We start from the raw sequence: 17,580 nt of genomic DNA, 5'->3' as shown, positions 1-17,580 counted from the left end.
TCCATGACAGTTAATGATGCCGACACGGCACGGCTGCTGGTGACCTGCCCGGATAAACCCGGGATCATCAGTGCGGTGAGCACCTTCTTGTATAACCACGGTGCCAACATCACCGATTTCGATCAGCATTCCAGCGATGCCCACGGCGGCACCTTCTTCTTGCGCTTGGAATTTCAGACACCGGAACTGGACTGTTCTCGGGAGGCACTTCGCAATAACTTTGCCAATCGGGTGGCTGAACCCTATGGCATGCAGTGGCAAATCAGCTACGCCAGTGAGAAAAAACGTATGGGAGTGTTGGTGTCTCGGCATGACCATGTGCTCATGGATCTGCTCTGGCGCACCTCCCGTGGCGACTTGCCTGCCACCATTCCTATTGTGATTAGCAATCACGATGATCTGCGCGACGAAGTCGAGCGTTTTGGCATCGAGTATCACCATATCCCGGTCAGTGCAGACAATAAGGCCGAAGCGGAAGCCGAGGCTTTGGCCAAGCTTGACGGTAAAGTGGATGTGGTGGTATTGGCCCGTTATATGCAGATCCTTAGTTCAAACTTTGTGTCTCATTACCCGCATCGTGTCATCAACATTCATCACTCTTTCCTGCCGGCCTTTGTGGGGGCGAACCCTTATCAGCAGGCCCACGACAAGGGGGTGAAGTTGATCGGTGCTACCAGCCACTATGTAACGGAAGACCTGGACCAGGGGCCCATTATCGAGCAAAACGTGCAGCGTGTTAGCCACCGCCATTCCGCTTCGGAGTTGCGTTCATTGGGGCAGGACGTGGAGCGGCAGGTGATGTTGCGTGCGGTGCGTTGGCACCTTGAAGACCGGGTAATCGTGGACGGTAACAAAACGGTGGTATTTGTGAAGTAGTGTAGAGCGCTCCATGCAAAGGGGCATTCCCGCTGCCGTATGGCTCATGGCGGGAGTCGCCTTGACTGGCGAAACTGATGTTCAAACAAAATCCGGGCTTTTGTTCAGTGCGTCCCGGCTATGCCATAGCCTCATCTTAATATTTAGCTCATCCATGGCACCGAACCCGTTCGGGCCATTTTCCGCCCGCCTCATCTGGGCTTCAGCGTAGAAATCCCATCCAGAGTGGGCGAGAAGACACCAGCGTACAGGGCTTAGGATCAGCGGCAGTCTGTTTTCATTATTGATCGAGCCGCTGTGATAAGGACAATGGGCAGCATTGTAATCAGCGCGAGAGCTCCATGCACAGTGACTTGTTGAATTCCCAGTCCGAGACCTTGCTGGCCCTGTGTCGACCGGGCTTTGAGGCTGACCTGGCTGCCGAATTGAATTTCCACGCGGCAGATCAAATGGTGGCCGGTTATCCCCGCGCTACCGCCAATAGTGGGTATGTGCTCTGGCATAGCCAACAAGGCTCGTTGGCGAGCCTGCAAGAAAGCGGCTTGATCTTTGCCCGCACGCTAAGTGTATGCGAGGGCGAGTTTAGCGATATAGGCGACGACCGTATCAGTGCTTTGTGGCCTTTGTTGGAAGCCGCAGGCCCCTTTAGTGAGCTATATCTTGAACACCCGGATACCAATGAAGGACGCGAGCTGCAGCGGTTCTTGCGTGGTTTTCGCAAGGCATTGGAACCTCGGTTGAAGAAAGTCGGCTTGCTGCGCCGCCAAGCGAAACAGCGGCTACATCTTTTTTTCAGTGATTCACACAATGGTTGGGTTGGCACCAGCCCCAGCGCTGTGCCGCTTGTAGAAGGTGGTGTGTTGCGCTTGCGATTACCTGCAGAAGCGCCGAGCCGTTCGGCACTAAAAGTGGAAGAGGCGTTGATACGTTTCTTTGGTAGTGCCGATGCGTTAAACGCCAAAACAGCGGTGGACTTGGGGGCGGCCCCGGGGGGCTGGAGCTGGCAACTGGCCCGACGGGGCATTCGTGTGCAGGCGGTGGACCACGGCAAGATGGCCCCCCGGCTGCTGGACGAATACCCGGTGCAGCATGTCTACGGTGATGCCTTTACTTGGCGCCCGCGCAGTAAGGTGGATCTGGTGGTGTGCGATGTGGTGGACAAGCCTGCCCGTACTTTGCAACACATGGAAAAGTGGCTTACCCAGGGTTGGGCCACCGCGGCATTGTTTAATCTGAAACTGCCGATGAAACGCCGATTCCAAGAAACGTGGCAATTGTTGGAAAAACTGACTGCGGCCATGGAGCGCATGGATCACCTGGGTGAGCCGGTAATTAAGGCCGCGCACCTGTATTACGATCGTGAAGAGATTACCGTCTGGGCCAGCTTTCATCGGAGCTACTGATCGTGAGTACTGAGCGCGGTCGTGGCGCTGCGCTATTCGCTACCCTGGGTATGCTGTACTTCGCCCAAGGCTTGCCAGCTGGCTTGCTGGGCAAGTCCATGCCCGCGCTGGCTAGGGATGCGGGCCTGTCACCAGAATGGATCGGCTTGCTGGCATTGCCCGCCGTGCCGTGGGCCTTGAAGTTTATCTGGGCGCCCTGGGTGGATCGCTGGGGGAGTGGCCGCCCCAATCACCGTAAACGCTGGATCCTGGCCTGCCTGACCGGGGTTGTGACGGTGCTGGCCTGTGCGGCCTTGCTGCCGCAAGGTTGGCTGTTCGGCCCCGGTTTTGCGGTGCTTATCGTGATGTTGTTTTTACTTAACCTGTTCAGCGCAACCCAGGATATTGCCACCGATGGCTTAGCAGCACGCTTACTGACTCCAGAGCTACGGGGCCTGGGTAACAGTGTGCAGGTTAGTGGCTACAAAATAGGCATGATCCTGGGCAGTGGCGCTCTGTTGATGTTGGTTGGGGTATTGGGGTGGCAGGCCACACTGCTGGCGATCATTGTCATGCTGTTGCTAGTGGCATTCACCGCCTGGCGATTTGACGAGCCTCTTGAGCCTGCCCGGCCGCGCAAGCCGGTGACAACCCGATGGTGGCTTCGCCAACTGGCGCTGTTCTGGCGTAGGCCGGGGTTGGGCGTGTGGCTGGTGGTCCTGCTGGCCTATAAGGTGGGCGATGGTTTCGGCACCCGCATGATCAAACCTTTTCTGGTCGACAGTCACTGGACGTTGGCGGAAATCGGTCGCTTAGACCTGGTGACGTCATTGGTCGGCTTGGCAGGGGCAGGCTTGGCGGGGCTGGTGATGATGCGATTAAGTCGTCGTGTGGCGCTGTTCGGTTTTGCCGGTTTGCAGGCGCTGTCATTTATCGGTTGGTGGTGGGTGGCTGCCTGGGGTCCAGACCCTGCAGCTGAGCCGTGGATCTGGGCGGTGGCATTGTTTGAGCAATGGGCGGATGGCTTGTCCACGGTGGCCCTGTTTGTGGTGATGATGGATTACTGCCGTAGCGGCCATGAGGGCAGTGATTATACCGTGCAGGCTTCGGTGCAATTGTTCGCGGTGGGTGCCTTTACTTTGGCCAGTGGATTCAGCGTGGCGTGGCTGGGCTATGCGTCGCATTTCCTGCTGGCTGCGATTCTCAGTGCAGTCGTTATAATGGCTGCCTTTTTCTGGCAGCCACCGGTGGCTGCCCATGGTGCACCACGAGGAGAGCCCTGATGTCATTGGATGCCCAACACGAACTCGATGCCACCGGCCTGTTATGCCCTGAGCCTGTGATGATGCTGCACAACAAGGTGCGGGACATGCAGCCCGGCGAAGTGTTGGCGGTGCGCGCTACCGACCCTTCCACTGAACGGGATATTCCGAAATTCTGCCAGTTTCTCGGTCATAGCCTGGTTGATCAGCAACGCGATGGTGAGTTGTTCTTGTATTGGATCAAGAAGAAAGAGGGCTAATTGAACACGGCTACGCTAGCTGCAACGCGTTCAATTAGCGCTCATCATTTCATCGAATACCGCGCGGCAGTGTTCAGCTTTTCGCCAGAATAGCCACTGCCGCCAGCGCTTCCGGGTCTCTCTCCTTCAATTTATTGGCTATGCCGTGCTGGAAGAAATAGCGAAAGGCCGGTAGCGACTGTGCTGTGGTCAGGCATTCTGCACCGGGCAAAATCGGTGTCTCAACCGGGTCGTTTTCTTGTGCCACCATGGCTGACAGGGTGCCATCAGCAAACAGCTTCCAGCTGACCACCTCCATGAGACTAATGGTGTGGAAATCATCGTCGGAAAACACCGCATGGGTGCCGATGGTGTCAGGGATTTCCTGAATAGCTTGCTCGCCGGGCTGGGGCTTGCCGAAAAACGACAGGGCGGCATCCATCTCTTTAACCTTATGTTCAGGCGCATTGACAAACAAATAATCGCTGCCAGGTAGTCGGTAACCTTCCCAGCGTCCATTCAGTGGATCAGCCAGCGCCATGGCGGTGACCGGCTCCTTGAGCCAGGGAACCATGGCTACGGTGTCACCATTGGCCAGTCGCGCCCAAGCGAGCACTTTTAAAGAGAATAATTTGTCGGGGTGGTGGTCGTTGGCATATAGCAGCTCGATGCCATCGTATTCCGGAGATAAACGCAAAATAGGGGGCTTGGCCGCTTTGCGGCGTGGAGGGAAGGAAACAACATTGTTTCCGCCTGGGTGTTGCCGGTTCGCCTGAGTCATGGGCTTCTCCCGGTACGTTACCTTAGGGCGTGAGCGCGATCTCAGTAAATCGCTCGGCACGGCCCGTTAATTCACGTTAGCCTGTCATGCGGTGCCATGCAAGCGGGTGCAGATAACCGGTTTGCGTAGGGTAAAATGGGCTGGTAGTGGGTAAGCGGGGGCCTGCCTGTAGGTGATATTTGCTGGCAGCCATGTTCCGCATTTTGCCTAACGCTCGGGGCCGGATGTCTGACGTAAAACCCCTTAGGCTTAGAAGATCTTGCTAGTGCGGTGCCTCTTTTTGAGGGAGGGCCATTATTCAGAAAGTAATCGGGTAATGTGTTTTGCGCAAAGAGCATGGCGACCGAGGTTTAAGTTTTTCAGGTTTTGAATGCAGGCTACGTCGTCGTCGGGCATCCGGCGTCAAGCAATCATTAGGAGCGATGTGTGGAGTGTGATTATTACTTTGCCTATGGTTCGAACATGAACCCGGCACGAATGGCGGTGCGGGGCATGCGCTATCGGCAATCGTTACGGGCGCAATTACCCGGTTGGCAACTGGCATTCAATAAGCGCGCCCATGGTAAAGAAGGGATTGCCTACGCGAACATCGTGAATGCGGACCATGACGGGGCGGAAGTGCAGGGCGTCTTGTACCAATTATGGGACCACCGGGAAATCGAGCGTATGGACCCGTTCGAGGGCCACCCGACTCGTTATTGCCGTGAGCGACTGTTGGTGCAGACTGATGAGGGCGAGCGGCACACCTGGGTTTATATCGCTAATACCGAGTGGCAAGCCGATGATCTTCGTCCGGAGCGCTGGTATCTGAATCACCTGCTCAGTGGACGCCCCTGGCTTAGTGCCGATTATTACCGGCACTTGCTGGCCACAAGCTGTGTGGATGATTTTCCACCCACCCTGGCTACGCCCTAAGCCAGCACCGCCGTCGACCAGGTCAGCATGGCCAACACGGGCAAGGCGATAGCCAGTCGTCCTGCTAACTGTGCGCGATACGGCAGTAAAAACACCAGTGGCAGGCCGGCTATTGCCACCAGCCCCACGGACATAAAAAGCGCCAATCCCAGGGGCCAGATCGTCAACGTAACCCACAACGATAACGACAACAGCAACCAGCCGGGCCATCGGTAATAGCGCACGCGTTCCGGTTGCAACTTGCGACCCATGACCTGGTCATGGTGGCGTTTCATGGCCAGAGACAGGCTGGTCAAGCCGGCATAGGCCAGAGCGAGGGCAAGAAACAGTGGCGGGACCATCGTCATGGGGTGTCTCCGGCAGGTTGCTTACTGCTGGCCGTGTTGGCGGCGCGCGGCGTACGGGTACGGCGAGCTTTTGCCGGCAGCGGTTTGTGTTGCAAGCGCCACAGGGTATACCCGCCCAAAGCAGCAAGGATCAGGCAGACCAGATCGAAACTGGCGATGGCTGCATGTTGCCAGGCCAGAGGCGTAAACAGGTGCGACGCCGTGGTGAAGATGTTGACTACGGGTATGGCAAGCCAGAGTAGCGAGGCGCCAGCGACCTGCTCAATCCAGCCCTGGCGGTTAGGACGCAGCAGACCATGCACCAGTGACATCAGCCAAACAATGAAGAAGATCTGAATCTCGCGGTCTTCGCGAGCAGTCAGCGTGACCGGTAACAAACGGTTGGCCAGGAAGTAGGCGGCGATGGCCAGCATCAACCCGGTGATGGAGGTCATGTTCAGTCCGCTCACCATTTTCAGAGCCCGATCGGGCTGCTGATCCCGGCGTAATTGCTGGGTGCGTTTGCTCACCCACAGCAGCATGCCGGTCACGGTCATGGCGGAGCCGGCGACCCCGAACAGAAAGAACAGCCAGCGGGTTAGCGGGTCGGCGAAGCGAGCCATGTGCACACTGGTAAAGAAATTATAGATCCGCCAGCCCGGTGACACCGGATCATTGGCGGGGATACGCGTGTCGATCAGGTCACCGGTATTACCCTGGAATACTTGCGTTGGATCGCCACCGCGCTGGCGATCGGTGACCGCCGGGTCCCTGTCTACCTGCAAGGTAATTTGCGCGTTGTCCCGATTGGGGTTGGTGATCTGGATGCGTTCTACCGGTTTGCCGAAACGGGCTTCGGTTTGTTCGATCAATGGTCCGATTGCCAGCATTTCTTCCGGCGCACCAGGACGCGCCGGGGTTTCTCCCCGGGAAAACACCTCAGAAAAGAAGGCACGCCGATCTCCCTCGTATGCAGCGTCGATGCCCCAGGGCATGATCAGGGTCATAAACAGCAGCAGGCCGGAATAGGTGATCATGAAATGGTAGGGCAGTGCGAGTACCGCGGTAGCGTTGTGGGCGTCCAGCCAGGAGCGCTGCCCCTTGCCCGGCCGGAAGGTAAAGAAATCCTTGAAGATTTTCTTGTGGGTAATCACCCCGCTGATAATGGCAATCAGCATGAACATAGTGGCCAGGCAGACCAGCAATCGGGCCCACAGGCGGTCGATGCCGTACAGCTCAAAATGGAAACGGTAAAGAAAGTTGCCGCCGCGGGTGGCGCGTGGTGCAACGACCTCGCCGCTATCCGCATCCATGAGCATCTGTTCGCCACGCTGACGGCCTCCGTTTTTCGGCTGTTTGGCGGGTTGCCAGCGCAACTCGACGGCGGCCTGACGGGGGCCCGGCAAGTTGATGTCCCAGGATTTGGCATCCGGCGCCTTGGCATTCAGGGCTGCCATCGCCAGCTCGACCGTACCCGGTTGCAGGGTGGAATCATGTACTTCCGGCTGCATCCACAGCGTAATTTCTTCCCGGAAATAGGCGCTGGTGCCAGTAATAAAAATGGCCACCAGTAACCAGCCAAGTAACAAGCCGGCCCAGGTGTGTAGCCAGGCCATGGATTGTCGGAATGACTTATTCATACGGCAGTGCCCCATAAATACAAGGCGCCAAAGAGCAGGCCAGGAAGGAGAATGCCGGCCCATGCCAGCCAGCTGGAACGTGCGCAAAACGCCCAAATAGCTGCTGCAGAGTAAAGTAGGAGCGATAGCATGATGCCAATAATCACGGCCTGATCGCGGGCCATTGGTAATATCACGGCCAGCGCCATGGCTGCCAGGGACGCAAGGCCATAACCACCCAAAGCTGCAGCCAGAATGCGTGAAGTAATTGAGAAAGGTGTCATAAGTATGTAGAAACAAGCCAACAATAATGAGAATTGTTATTATCTACAAACAAACTGCAAAGGAAATGTAAATGTGGCGCCGCAGCGACATTCGAGTGTAAAGACTGTAAGAACAGCGAACTTTTCGATCAGGACGCGAAGGGGGTAGAGGCTGACACTTCCGGCTCTGATAGCGGTTGCTTGAGCCGCCAACGCAAGCGCCAGCCAAGGAAGACGGCGGCACTGGTCAAGCCCGCTACCAGACCGATCCAGAATCCGGCAGGGCCCATGGGCTCGACCCACCAATCAGTTAATGCCAGGCCGTACCCGATGGGCAGGCCGATGCCCCAGTAGGCCAGCAATGTCATTACCATGGGCCAGCCGGTATCTTCGAAACCGCGCAGGCACCCGTTGGCGCAAACCTGCAATGCATCCGAGATCTGGTACAGGGCCGCGAACAACAACAGGTAGCTGGCGAGTGCAATCACCGAGCCGTTGTCGGTATAAATACGGGGAATCCAGTGCCGGGCCAGCACCAGACTGGAGGCGGCGGTGATGCCCACCACCAGGGTGATTGCCATGGCCACCTGCACGGCCACGCGAATACCGTTTTGATCGCTGCGTCCTCGGGCGTGACCCACCCGAACGGTGGCGGCCAGGGCGAAACTCAGCGGCACCATAAAAATCAGGGAGGTGAAGTTGAGCGCGATCTGGTGGCTGGCGACGACCTGGGCCCCCAGGCTGCCGATGAGAAGGGCAATGACCGCAAAGATACTTACCTCAAAGAAAATTGACAGGCCTACGGGTAAGCCCAGCCGCAGCATGTAGGCTAGATTGGCGCGCTCGAAATGCCGCTGTCGCAGATTCAATGGTGCATGCTGATACACCGGGTGGCGATGGGTATAGACCATCATCATTATTGCCATGGACCACATTACCAGTGAGGTGGCCCAACCGCAGCCGACTCCCCCCATGGCTGGGAAGCCCAGTTTTCCGTAGATCAGCACATAGTTACTAGGGATGTTGATCATTAGGCCGATTACGCTGATTAGCAGCACCGGCCGGGTATGGTTCATGGCCTCGGTATAACTGCGCAACGCCAGCATAATGGCGGCGCCAGGCATGCCCCAGCTAAGCGCATCCAGGTAGCCGCTGACCATGGGTCGGATCGCCGGATCCACGTCCATCCATACCAATAACGGAGCAATGCTGCGTAGAATAAGTGCGCAAAGAACCCCTAGCACAAGAGCCAACCAGAGGCCCTGCTGGGCGAGGGGGTTAATGCGGTGATAAGCTTTGCCGCCGAGATGGCGCGACAGTATTGGGGTGGCGCTCATCAGTACGCCGGTCATGAACAGGAACAGGGGCACCCAAATGCTGGCGCCCACGGCCACCGCCGCCAAATCATTGGCGCCAACACGGCCGGCCATCATGGTGTCCACAAAGCCGTTGGCCGTTTGTGCCAGTTGCCCACCCAGAATTGGCAATGCGAGGGTGAGTTGGGCGGCAAGCTCTTGACGGCGGGATAACATAGGCAGGTGCCACTGTTGTAAGCGGAACGGGTGTGGTGAACGAAATAGAACAGAATCAGGTTCGCAAGACGGCGGCTACCATACCGCAAACTGCCTTGCAGGTGTACGCCAGTGGTGATCTGGAAACCCTGTTCCGGGCGACTTTTTTTCATTCCCACGACACGCTGTTAGTAGGGGGCGCGGCTGAGCCTGTGTACCTGCCCGGTTCCCCTCATCGCATTTGCTATACCCACGATTACTTCCGCAGTGCCTTACACGAAATCGCCCACTGGTGCGTGGCGGGCCCGGTACGCCGTCAGCAACAAGACTACGGTTATTGGTATGCACCGGATGGCCGCAGCGCGGATCAACAGGCGCAGTTTGTGCAGGTAGAGGTTTACCCCCAGGCGCTTGAAGCCTTGTTCTGTGCTGCCTGTGGGCACACCTTCCGAGTATCTCTGGATAACCTGAATGGTGAGGGCGGCGATGAAACGGCGTTTGCGGTGAAGGTAAAAGCAAAAGCAGAGCGCTTGTTGGCTGAAGGTCTTCCTGAGCGGCCGGCCCGCTGGTGTGATGTGCTGGCGCAGGCGTATGGGCGCGAGGGCATATCTTTGCAGCAAGCGCTGCAGTGCTTGTTTTCGTAGGCGGTAATCCGACTAAAGCCGGCCACTGCGTTTCAGTGCCAGATATAAATGATTCAACTGCTGGGGCATGTTCTGGGGCGTGGCGCTGGTGACCAAGGCGCCCGCGTGGCGCAGGCGGGTGTGCAGCTGCTGGCGTTGCTTTTGTTCCTGGGCATCGGCACACAGGGTTAACGCCTGATCAAAATCTTCCACCGGCTGGCGCGCGAGGGCTTCCTGCTCTGGCAGCAGCATATCGGCGATCAACACCAGATGATGGCGGCGCATTAAACCAACCGCGCTGAGCAGATCATCCCGGTCTTCGTGCTGCAGCCGTGTTACCAGCACCACTAGCGCCCTTCGCCGGCTATGACGCACCAGCTGACGCGCTGCCAGGCTGAAGTCGCTGGCATGCCGGCTGGGATGCAAATCGTACAGCCCGTTGAGCAAATGGTTGATGCCATTTTGCCCCTGTACCGGTGGTAGCCAGCGAGGTTGATCGCCGGAGAACAACATGGCGCCAGCTTTGTCTTTTTGTTTGAGCGCACTCCAGGCTAGCAGCAGTGACGCATTCAGCGCATGGTCGAAGCCGGTGAGTTTGCCCACCGGCATGCCCAGCCGACGGCCACCATCGAGCATGATTAGTACTTGCTGATTTTGCTCATCCTGATACTCCCGGCTGATCAAGCTGCGGCGGCGCGCAGTGGCTTTCCAATCGATCTGCCGCAGGCTGTCGCCAGGGTGGTACTCGCGTAATTGGTGAAACTCCATGCCTTCGCCACGGCGAGGTTTGAGCCGCGTGCCGGTGAGCAGAAAGGAATGGTTGGCATCCAGCTGGGTTTGGCTGAGGCGGGAAAAATCCGGGTAGACCGGCACCGTGCAACGGGCCGGGCAAATTTTGCGTAGTGACCAGAAGCCCAGCTGGCTGGGAAACCAGAATTCCAGATCACCGAAATTTACCGGGCCACGTCGGCTGGGGCGGTAATGGTAGGTGAATTCGGTGAGCTCATTCTCGGCCCGGGCAAGCTGACAGGGCAGACCGGTTAGCATGTCGTCGCCGGGGTGATGGTCTGCCAGGGTGACGGTTGCGGGCAGATCGGCGGAGGTGATGCGTACCTTGATGGGATGCGGCTGCTGAACGGACAGGGCATTGGGGACGATGCGCTGTGCTGCTGGAGGCGGGCGGCGCCAGCCATGCAGCAAGTCGAGCAGGGCGAACGCCGCCAGTACAGCACCCGCTGCCCACCACAGCAGGCTGGCGATGTTGCCACTGAAAAACAGCAGCGAGATCGCGCTCAAGGCCCAGAGGGCCACGGCGAGGAGCAGGCGTGGGGCTGGCTTCATTGCCGCGGTGCTTCCACTTGGTCCAGCAGGCGGGCCAGTGCCGTCTCCGGGGTCTGCCCTTCGATTTCTGCGTCGGCGCTGAGTTGGATGCGATGGCGCAGTACGGGGCGAGCGACCTGCTGGATGTCGTCTGGGGTGACGAAGTCACGGCCTTCGAACATGGCATGCACGCGGGCCGCCCGGGCAAGCGCAATACTGGCCCGGGGGCTAGCGCCATGGGTCAGTCCGTTGAAGTCGCGAGTAGCGCGGACGATGCGCAGGGCATAGTCCAGCACTTGCGCGTCGATCAGTACGTCGTTGCTGAGCGATTTCATGGCCTGCAAGCCGGCCGCATCGGTGGCCGGGATCAGGCTTTCCACATCCAAGCTGGCGCGGATGGTGCCGTCGAGCACCATGTTCACCAGCCGGGTTTCATCATCGTGAGCCGGATAATCAATCAACACTTTGAACAGAAAACGGTCCAGCTCCGCTTCTGGCAGCGGGTAGGTGCCTTCCTGGTCTAGCGGGTTCTGGGTGGCGAGCACCATGTAGGGTTCGCTGAGGGTGAAGGCCTTGCCTTCGATGGTGATTTGCCTCTCCTGCATCACTTCCAACAGGGCTGCTTGGGTTTTTGCCGGTGCCCGGTTGATCTCATCCGCCAACAGCAGCTGGGTAAAGGCCGGGCCGCGACGGATGCGAAATTGCTCGGTCTTTTGGTCGTACATGGCGTGGCCGGTCACGTCGGTGGGCATCAGGTCCGGGGTGAACTGGATGCGGTTAAAGTCTAGCTCCAGTACCCGCCCCAGGCTGCGTACCAATAGGGTTTTGCCTAAGCCGGGCACGCCCTCGATAAGCACGTGGCCGCCGGAAATAAGAGCGATGAGCACTTCACGGACAACCTGTTGTTGGCCAATCAGCACCTGATTGAGCCGGCTTTCAATGTCGTGGGCCAAGGCGGCCGCATCGGCGAGGGTGGCGGGTTGGCTCATATTGTTGTCCTTTTACGTTTTAACTGACGTTGGCGTGGTTGTCCGCGCCACTGTACCGCTGGAACCGGCATCAGTGACGGCAATTTTTCAGCGATTGTAATAATGAGACCTGCTGCGTGAACCGGTCTCGGGTGTCTGCTTGGCTCTGTAGTGCCGCGTCCAGTTCTTTTACTGGCACCGACAGCGCTTTTGCCGCCAGCGCCAGAGCCTTATTGCGTTGGTGATGGAAACGGAGCAGCTGTTGTTCTGCTTGTTTGCGCAGCTCTGCCAGCAGGGCCATTTGTTGGTTGGTGCGCCACTGAAAGTAACCGCTGGCGTGCAGGTGTTTCAGGTAATCACGGCGGCTTTCTTCGCGGGCTTGCTGCCGTGGCCCCTGGCGAGGAATGCGATGCCATAGCCACAGAACCAGCAAGATTAGCAGGGCAAACGCCAGCGCCGGGGCTTTTAGCCACAGCCACTGGGCCAGGGGCGGCATGGCCACCGAGCGGACAAACCACACGGGTTCTGCGCCGGTAAGCCAGGCCAGCAGCCAAGCATGATCGAAGTAGAGCAGCCGCTCGCTGGACCACAGGCTCAAATCGGTTAGCACGGAAATTTGCCCACTGCCAAGGCTCAGTTGTACCAGCTGGCTGCCGTAATCATTATCTGCGTAGCCGGTGATTTCCACCGGCCATTCCAGGTGCGGGGCGTTGCCTTCTTCCTCGTCCCAGCTGTCGTGCCAAATCACATAGTCACTGAATAATTGCACCCGGCGATCTGGCTCGTTGTCACTCACATGCAAGGTCAGCGGTGTGGGTTCTGGTGGGGCATCACAGGCTAGCCGTGCGCAATCTTCGCGGAGTGCTTCGTTGTCGCTATGCAGACAATATTGCAGTGGGCTGTCGACAAAAGTCGGCAGGGCCATGAGCAGATCGCGTATTGCATCTTCTTGCCCAGCGTCACTGGGCACCGGAGAGTCCCACACGGTGATGCCTAGCGCGAATAACAACGGATCGTTATCTTGCCAGTCGCTGGCGCTAGCGTCAGATGTGTCGAGTATGCCAGGAAGAGGGCGCCCCTCCACTACCAGCTTGCCGCCGTCCTGCACCCACTCAAGCAGAGCGTTAACTTGGTTAGAGGTGAGCATGCCGCGGTGTTTATCGATCACGAGGGTGGTGCGGGTGTCTGGCAATGGGAATAGGGCGGCGGCACTGAGAATGCGTTTAGAGGGCTGGCCCCGTTGTGCCAGCCATTGCTGGGCGGCGCTATAGGGGTTGCGGGTAATGCTGCTGTCCGGCGCCACCCGTTTCATGTAGGTGACTGGCTCAGTGAGGGCGTAGTAGCCAGAGACCATGGCAAGCAACAGGGCAGCCAGTAGCCAGGGAAAGGCGCGGCGCAGCCGGGCGGTTTTACCCATGGTCTGCCTCCAGCGGATCCATTTGCTGCCAGTGCTGTGCCAGCGTGCGGACCTGTTCGTCACTGACCGGACGGTGGGCCCAGGCGGTGCTGATCCAAGCCTGGGTAAGGCGTTGCAGGTAGTCAATGGGTAGTGGGTTGCCGTGCTGCTGTTGCAGGGTGCGCAGGCATTGCTGCTCGGTGCTGCCTGCTGCCAGTGGCACCGGGTAGCGTGCCAGAACACCGGCCAGGGTGGCACGCATCAGTACGGCGAGAGCGGCGCGGGTATCTCCAGCCTTGAGTGCCTCTTCTACGGCCCGGTTCAGGTTTTTAGGCAGGCTGCGGTTACGAATATCCAGCCCGGCCACGTGGGTGGGAATGACCGGGCGTTTGTCTGAGTGATGCTTGCGCAGGCCGAACTGGTTGGCAACCTTGACGATCAACCACAGCGCCAGTGCCACAAACAGTGTCCAGAAAATCGCCCATAACAGGGCATCAGGAATATTCACGGGGGCGCTGGACGTATCGACTTTATCACCGTCCAGGATATCGAACAGAAACTCCCAGAGTTTTTCCATCCAGCTTTCGGAGTCACTGTTATCCCGGTTTATCCACTGCCGTTCGGTGTGCTCTTCCAGGGGCATGAAGTCTGGACTGGCCAGCAGTTCGATCACTTGTTGTTGTTCGCTGGTTGTGGTGCTTGAGGCGGCTGTTTGCGCCTGAGCGGGTTCCATAAACGGTGCCGCCAACATCAATACCAGCAGGGTGGCGATGATATTTTTGGCCGCGCGGCGGCGTTCTCCCAGCCGGGAGAGTCCGAGTTGCAGGTCCCAGCCCTCCAGCCAGGTGCGCTTGTTCAAGTAGAGGGCAAAGCCACAGGCTACATAGAGGGGCTCGGTGACACACAGCACCAGATAGAAACACAGCCCGGAGATAGCCAGTTGTAATGCGCTTTGTTCATAGAACCAATCACTAAACTCCAGGTTGAATTGCCAGGGCACCAGCATGTACAGCAACGCCATTAGCCCGAAGGTCATGAACTGTTCCAGGTGCAGTATCAGCAGGGTCAGCATGCCGCCCCGATTGGACGGGTAGCTGTTGAGTACTTTGAGTCGCTGGCTGGCGGTGTCTCCTTTCACTTGTTCAAGTTGCCACACGCAGGCATTGAAACTGCGCAGGGGGCTCAGGCGTCGCCAAGTGAGCTGGCCGGCCAGTCCGGGCAGGGCGTAACTGGGCCAGCGTTTAAGCAAGGCTTTCAGGGTGAGGGTTTCGCCAAACAGGGCATGGCTGTAAAAGGCCAACAGAGGCCGCTCCCACAGGGGCTTGAGCCACCAGAATACGAAGAGCGGCCAGAGGCTGTTGCCCACCGCGGCCAGTGTTAGCAGTAGGGCATACGGCACCGCGGTAAATAGCAGCCACACAGCGGTAATGGGCCCGGCCCAATGGCGGTAGAACTGCGTGCCCAGATCTGTTGCCTGCCAGGGGGTGCGCGGCGCTAGACGAGCGCTAGCCTTCTCGAGTTCCATCCCGCCCCCCGAAGAAAAGATACAGATACAAAAGGACCCAGCAGGCTGCGCCCACGCTGTATTTGATAGCCGCCGCCAGGTCCCGTGGTGACCAGAACGCTTCAATAAAGGCCGCCAGCAGTAACAGAGCAAACACTCCGTACATGGTGGGCAGCGCATCCCGGGCCGCCAGGCGCAGGGCGTCCAACCGCGACCAGGGGCCGGGAGCAATAATGGCCCAGCCAAGCCGTAGTCCCGCGCCACCGGCTAGCACAATGGCGGTAAGCTCTGGGGCGCCGTGGGCAATCACAAAGGTGAAGAAGGGTTCTTGGGCACCCACGTTGATTAAGTGCCCGGCGGCGGCGCCAAAGAAGCTGCCGTTGAACAGCATCACCACCAGCGCGCCTACGCCTAACAGCAAGCCGCTGGCGAAGGTACGGAAGGCGATGCCGATATTGTTCTGGATATAATGGCCGAACATCATTACATCGTCATCGCCGCTGCGCTCGCTCTTCATGCCCGCCTGGTTATCCGGCTGGTACATGCTTTCCAGGCTGGTAATGCTGGCTTCGTCCACCACAGAATAGATCATTTCTGGTTGTTGATGCACCAGTGCCCATACCAACGCCATAGACAGCACGAAGGTCAGGGCGCTGACCAGATGCCAGCGCCACTGGCGGCGGACTGCTTGGGGGAAGCCGCTGGCGATGAAGGTACCGATACGATCCGCTAGTGAGGGGTTGTAGCGATACAGTTGACGATGGGCGCGGAGCATCAGGTTGTTGAGGAACTGTTGCAGCTGAACGCTGTAGCCCCTTTCGCGGGCTAGGGCCAGTTGATGGCAAAGCTTGCGGTAGTCGGTAACGAAGGTATTCAGGGGCAGCGTGTTCTTCTTGCTTACGTGCAGTGATTCAAGCTGCTCCAGCTGGTTCTCCAGTGCCTGCCATTGCGAACGATATTGTTGTTCAAAGCGGGCCTGTTTCATGCTGGGCCCTCCACCAGATAGCGGCTGACGGCCTTTAGGCGTTGTAATGCTTGGGCCGGTGTCAATTCAGGGTAAACCAGCAATGCCAGCTCTTGCTGGCGAGCGTCAGAAAATTGTTCATGGCGCTCATAGAATGCCAGCAAGGCTAGCTGATCATCACGATTCAACGGCCAGTCCGGGGCCTGGCTTTCGCCACGGCGATGCTCGCTGATTGCGGGTGTCTCTTCCACGTGGATAACCAATGTATTGGCGGCCATGTCACCAAGCCGCTGATAACGAGGGCTCATCAGGGTGCAGACAAACCCGAGTAGGTAGAACAGGGGAAAGGCGTCGGCGGTGCGCAACAGGTTGCGAATCAGGCTGCCGTTGAAGCTCAAGGGGCTGCCATTAGCGTGGACCACCACAATGCCCATGGCTTTTTTACCGGGAGTTTGTCCGTGACGAAAGGCCTCAAACAGGGTGGGGTAAAACCATTCCAGCACGAAGGCCAGAATCAGCAGCAGCCCCATGCCGGCCTTGCCCAGGGCCGCGAATATAGCGGCAAGCGCTCCGTAGATCACCAGCCGAATGGCCAAGTCGATGGCGTAGGCCAGTGCCCGAGGCACCGGCCCGGCCAGCGACAGGCTGAGCATGGCACCTTCTGGTGTTTCTACTTCCAGACGTTCATCAATCAGCATTCTGGCCCTGACGAATTTGCAGCGCGGCAAACACAAAGACCATGACGGTGAGTGTAGTTTTGACTATGGCTAGGGTACGGACCGGGGGTGGATCCAGAAGCTGGATCGCATAACCACAGAAATAAAACAGTATTAGGAAGCACAGCCAAGTGGCTTGGCGACGGTTCCCGCTAATCACTGCAGGAATCATGAGGAACAGCGGCAGGTACAACACTAGTGCAATGATCACACTGGAAGCGATATGGGCATCTGGCGGCGCCAGAGTGAACAGGCCACTGATGCCGACAAGCAAAAGCAGGGCGTAGCTAATACGAAGTAAAACGAGGTTCATCATCAAGCCTTCAGTTGGCGGGCCAATAACGCCAGGCGTTTGCCCAGTGCACGTGCCAGGGTGATTTCGTGTTCGGTCAGTGCCGGGTCGCCCTGGCTGCCGGAAACATGGGTGGGACCGTAGGGTGTGCCACCGCTTTGGGTATCCAGCAAGGCGGCTTCGGAGTAAGGAACACCGGCCAGCACCATACCGTGGTGCAATAAAGGCGTCATCATGGAAAGCAGCGTGCTTTCCTGACCGCCGTGCAAGCTGCCGGTGGCACTAAAGACGCCCGCAGGCTTGCCGATCAGGGAGCCGTTCATCCACAGCTCGCTGGTCTGATCAATGAAATATTTCAGCGGCGCGGCCATATTGCCAAAACGGGTGGGGGAGCCCAGAGCCAGACCCTGACACCCGGCCAGATCATCCAGTGTGGCGTAGGGCGCACCCTGATCCGGGATTGCCGGTTCACTGGCTTTGCAGTTAGCAGATACCGCGGGAACGGTGCGCAGGCGGGCTTCCATTGCGGTGCTTTCAATACCGCGAGCCACCTGTTGTGCCAGGTTGGCAACGCTGCCGTTGCGGCTGTAATAAAGCACCAGTACATAATCGGTCATGGGCGA

Annotated in this window: 19 protein-coding genes; 6 read left to right on the top strand and 13 right to left on the bottom strand. The window is 58.2% G+C overall.

The features are described from left to right. Nucleotides 1-3: 3 nt before the first annotated feature. From purU to tusA, 4 genes are all read left to right on the top strand, one after another. Nucleotides 4-876 (top strand): formyltetrahydrofolate deformylase, encoded by an 873-nt coding sequence (purU, locus tag ABO_RS08105; protein WP_011588844.1) that lies wholly within the window; start codon nucleotides 4-6, stop codon nucleotides 874-876. Nucleotides 877-1,217: 341 nt separating this feature from the next. Next, a complete protein-coding gene (rlmM, locus tag ABO_RS08100) occupies nucleotides 1,218-2,279 on the top strand; it encodes a 23S rRNA (cytidine(2498)-2'-O)-methyltransferase RlmM (protein ID WP_011588843.1) in 1,062 nt (353 codons plus the stop codon). Between the two features lie 2 nt (nucleotides 2,280-2,281). Then, nucleotides 2,282-3,541, top strand: coding sequence for an MFS transporter (locus ABO_RS08095; protein WP_011588842.1), 1,260 nt, complete (start codon nucleotides 2,282-2,284; stop codon nucleotides 3,539-3,541). Next, nucleotides 3,541-3,780, top strand: coding sequence for a sulfurtransferase TusA (gene tusA / locus ABO_RS08090; RefSeq protein WP_011588841.1), 240 nt, complete (start codon nucleotides 3,541-3,543; stop codon nucleotides 3,778-3,780). The genes ABO_RS08095 and tusA overlap by 1 nt, the downstream gene beginning before the upstream one ends. Before the next feature lie 73 nt (nucleotides 3,781-3,853). On the opposite strand, the gene ABO_RS08085 is transcribed toward tusA, so the two are convergent. After that, nucleotides 3,854-4,540, bottom strand: coding sequence for a hypothetical protein (locus tag ABO_RS08085; protein ID WP_011588840.1), 687 nt, complete (start codon nucleotides 4,538-4,540; stop codon nucleotides 3,854-3,856). A 426-nt stretch (nucleotides 4,541-4,966) separates the two neighbouring features. On the opposite strand from ABO_RS08085, the gene ABO_RS08080 reads away from it, so the two are divergent. Next, on the top strand, nucleotides 4,967-5,455 hold the full coding sequence (locus ABO_RS08080; protein WP_011588839.1) for a gamma-glutamylcyclotransferase family protein: 489 nt from the start codon (nucleotides 4,967-4,969) through the stop codon (nucleotides 5,453-5,455). Here the strand turns inward: ABO_RS08080 and ABO_RS08075 are convergent. The 4 genes from ABO_RS08075 to ABO_RS08060 all read right to left on the bottom strand — a co-directional run bounded on the left by ABO_RS08075 (nucleotide 5,452) and on the right by ABO_RS08060 (nucleotide 9,195). Beyond that, nucleotides 5,452-5,802 carry a DUF3325 domain-containing protein gene (locus ABO_RS08075; protein ID WP_011588838.1) on the bottom strand — a complete coding sequence of 117 codons (351 nt, stop codon included), beginning with the start codon at nucleotides 5,800-5,802 and terminating at the stop codon, nucleotides 5,452-5,454. The two genes, ABO_RS08080 and ABO_RS08075, sit on opposite strands and share 4 nt — an antisense overlap. Then, nucleotides 5,799-7,421, bottom strand: coding sequence for a PepSY-associated TM helix domain-containing protein (locus tag ABO_RS08070; protein WP_011588837.1), 1,623 nt, complete (start codon nucleotides 7,419-7,421; stop codon nucleotides 5,799-5,801). Before ABO_RS08070 ends, ABO_RS08075 begins: the two co-directional genes overlap by 4 nt. Then, nucleotides 7,418-7,684 (bottom strand): DUF3649 domain-containing protein, encoded by a 267-nt coding sequence (locus tag ABO_RS08065; protein WP_035460288.1) that lies wholly within the window; start codon nucleotides 7,682-7,684, stop codon nucleotides 7,418-7,420. Before ABO_RS08065 ends, ABO_RS08070 begins: the two co-directional genes overlap by 4 nt. A gap of 128 nt (nucleotides 7,685-7,812) precedes the next feature. Beyond that, a complete protein-coding gene (locus ABO_RS08060) occupies nucleotides 7,813-9,195 on the bottom strand; it encodes an MATE family efflux transporter (protein WP_011588835.1) in 1,383 nt (460 codons plus the stop codon). Between the two features lie 44 nt (nucleotides 9,196-9,239). Between ABO_RS08060 and ABO_RS08055 the strand changes: the two genes are divergently transcribed. Next, nucleotides 9,240-9,818, top strand: coding sequence for an elongation factor P hydroxylase (locus tag ABO_RS08055; RefSeq protein WP_369751979.1), 579 nt, complete (start codon nucleotides 9,240-9,242; stop codon nucleotides 9,816-9,818). Nucleotides 9,819-9,830: 12 nt separating this feature from the next. On the opposite strand, the gene ABO_RS08050 is transcribed toward ABO_RS08055, so the two are convergent. The 8 genes from ABO_RS08050 to wrbA form a co-directional block, all read right to left on the bottom strand. Continuing rightward, a complete protein-coding gene (locus tag ABO_RS08050) occupies nucleotides 9,831-11,138 on the bottom strand; it encodes a DUF58 domain-containing protein (protein WP_011588833.1) in 1,308 nt (435 codons plus the stop codon). Beyond that, nucleotides 11,135-12,106 (bottom strand): AAA family ATPase, encoded by a 972-nt coding sequence (locus ABO_RS08045; RefSeq protein ID WP_011588832.1) that lies wholly within the window; start codon nucleotides 12,104-12,106, stop codon nucleotides 11,135-11,137. The genes ABO_RS08050 and ABO_RS08045 overlap by 4 nt, the downstream gene beginning before the upstream one ends. 70 nt (nucleotides 12,107-12,176) lie before the next feature. Then, nucleotides 12,177-13,502: a DUF4350 domain-containing protein gene (locus ABO_RS08040; protein WP_011588831.1), complete on the bottom strand. Its 1,326-nt coding sequence runs from the start codon at nucleotides 13,500-13,502 to the stop codon at nucleotides 12,177-12,179. Next, the gene (locus ABO_RS08035; RefSeq protein WP_011588830.1) at nucleotides 13,495-15,006 is read right to left on the bottom strand and encodes a DUF4129 domain-containing protein; all 1,512 of its coding nucleotides are present in this window, start codon (nucleotides 15,004-15,006) and stop codon (nucleotides 13,495-13,497) included. The genes ABO_RS08040 and ABO_RS08035 overlap by 8 nt, the downstream gene beginning before the upstream one ends. Continuing rightward, nucleotides 14,987-15,970, bottom strand: coding sequence for a stage II sporulation protein M (locus ABO_RS08030; protein WP_011588829.1), 984 nt, complete (start codon nucleotides 15,968-15,970; stop codon nucleotides 14,987-14,989). Before ABO_RS08030 ends, ABO_RS08035 begins: the two co-directional genes overlap by 20 nt. Beyond that, nucleotides 15,967-16,647, bottom strand: coding sequence for an RDD family protein (locus ABO_RS08025; RefSeq protein ID WP_011588828.1), 681 nt, complete (start codon nucleotides 16,645-16,647; stop codon nucleotides 15,967-15,969). The genes ABO_RS08030 and ABO_RS08025 overlap by 4 nt, the downstream gene beginning before the upstream one ends. Next, nucleotides 16,637-16,981: a DUF2069 domain-containing protein gene (locus ABO_RS08020; protein ID WP_011588827.1), complete on the bottom strand. Its 345-nt coding sequence runs from the start codon at nucleotides 16,979-16,981 to the stop codon at nucleotides 16,637-16,639. Before ABO_RS08020 ends, ABO_RS08025 begins: the two co-directional genes overlap by 11 nt. Further along, nucleotides 16,981-17,574: an NAD(P)H:quinone oxidoreductase gene (gene wrbA, locus ABO_RS08015; protein WP_011588826.1), complete on the bottom strand. Its 594-nt coding sequence runs from the start codon at nucleotides 17,572-17,574 to the stop codon at nucleotides 16,981-16,983. The genes ABO_RS08020 and wrbA overlap by 1 nt, the downstream gene beginning before the upstream one ends. Nucleotides 17,575-17,580: the final 6 nt, after the last annotated feature.

The sequence above is a fragment of the Alcanivorax borkumensis SK2 genome (assembly GCF_000009365.1).
Lineage (GTDB): Bacteria > Pseudomonadota > Gammaproteobacteria > Pseudomonadales > Alcanivoracaceae > Alcanivorax > Alcanivorax borkumensis.
This window is presented reverse-complemented; position numbering and strand designations above follow the sequence as displayed.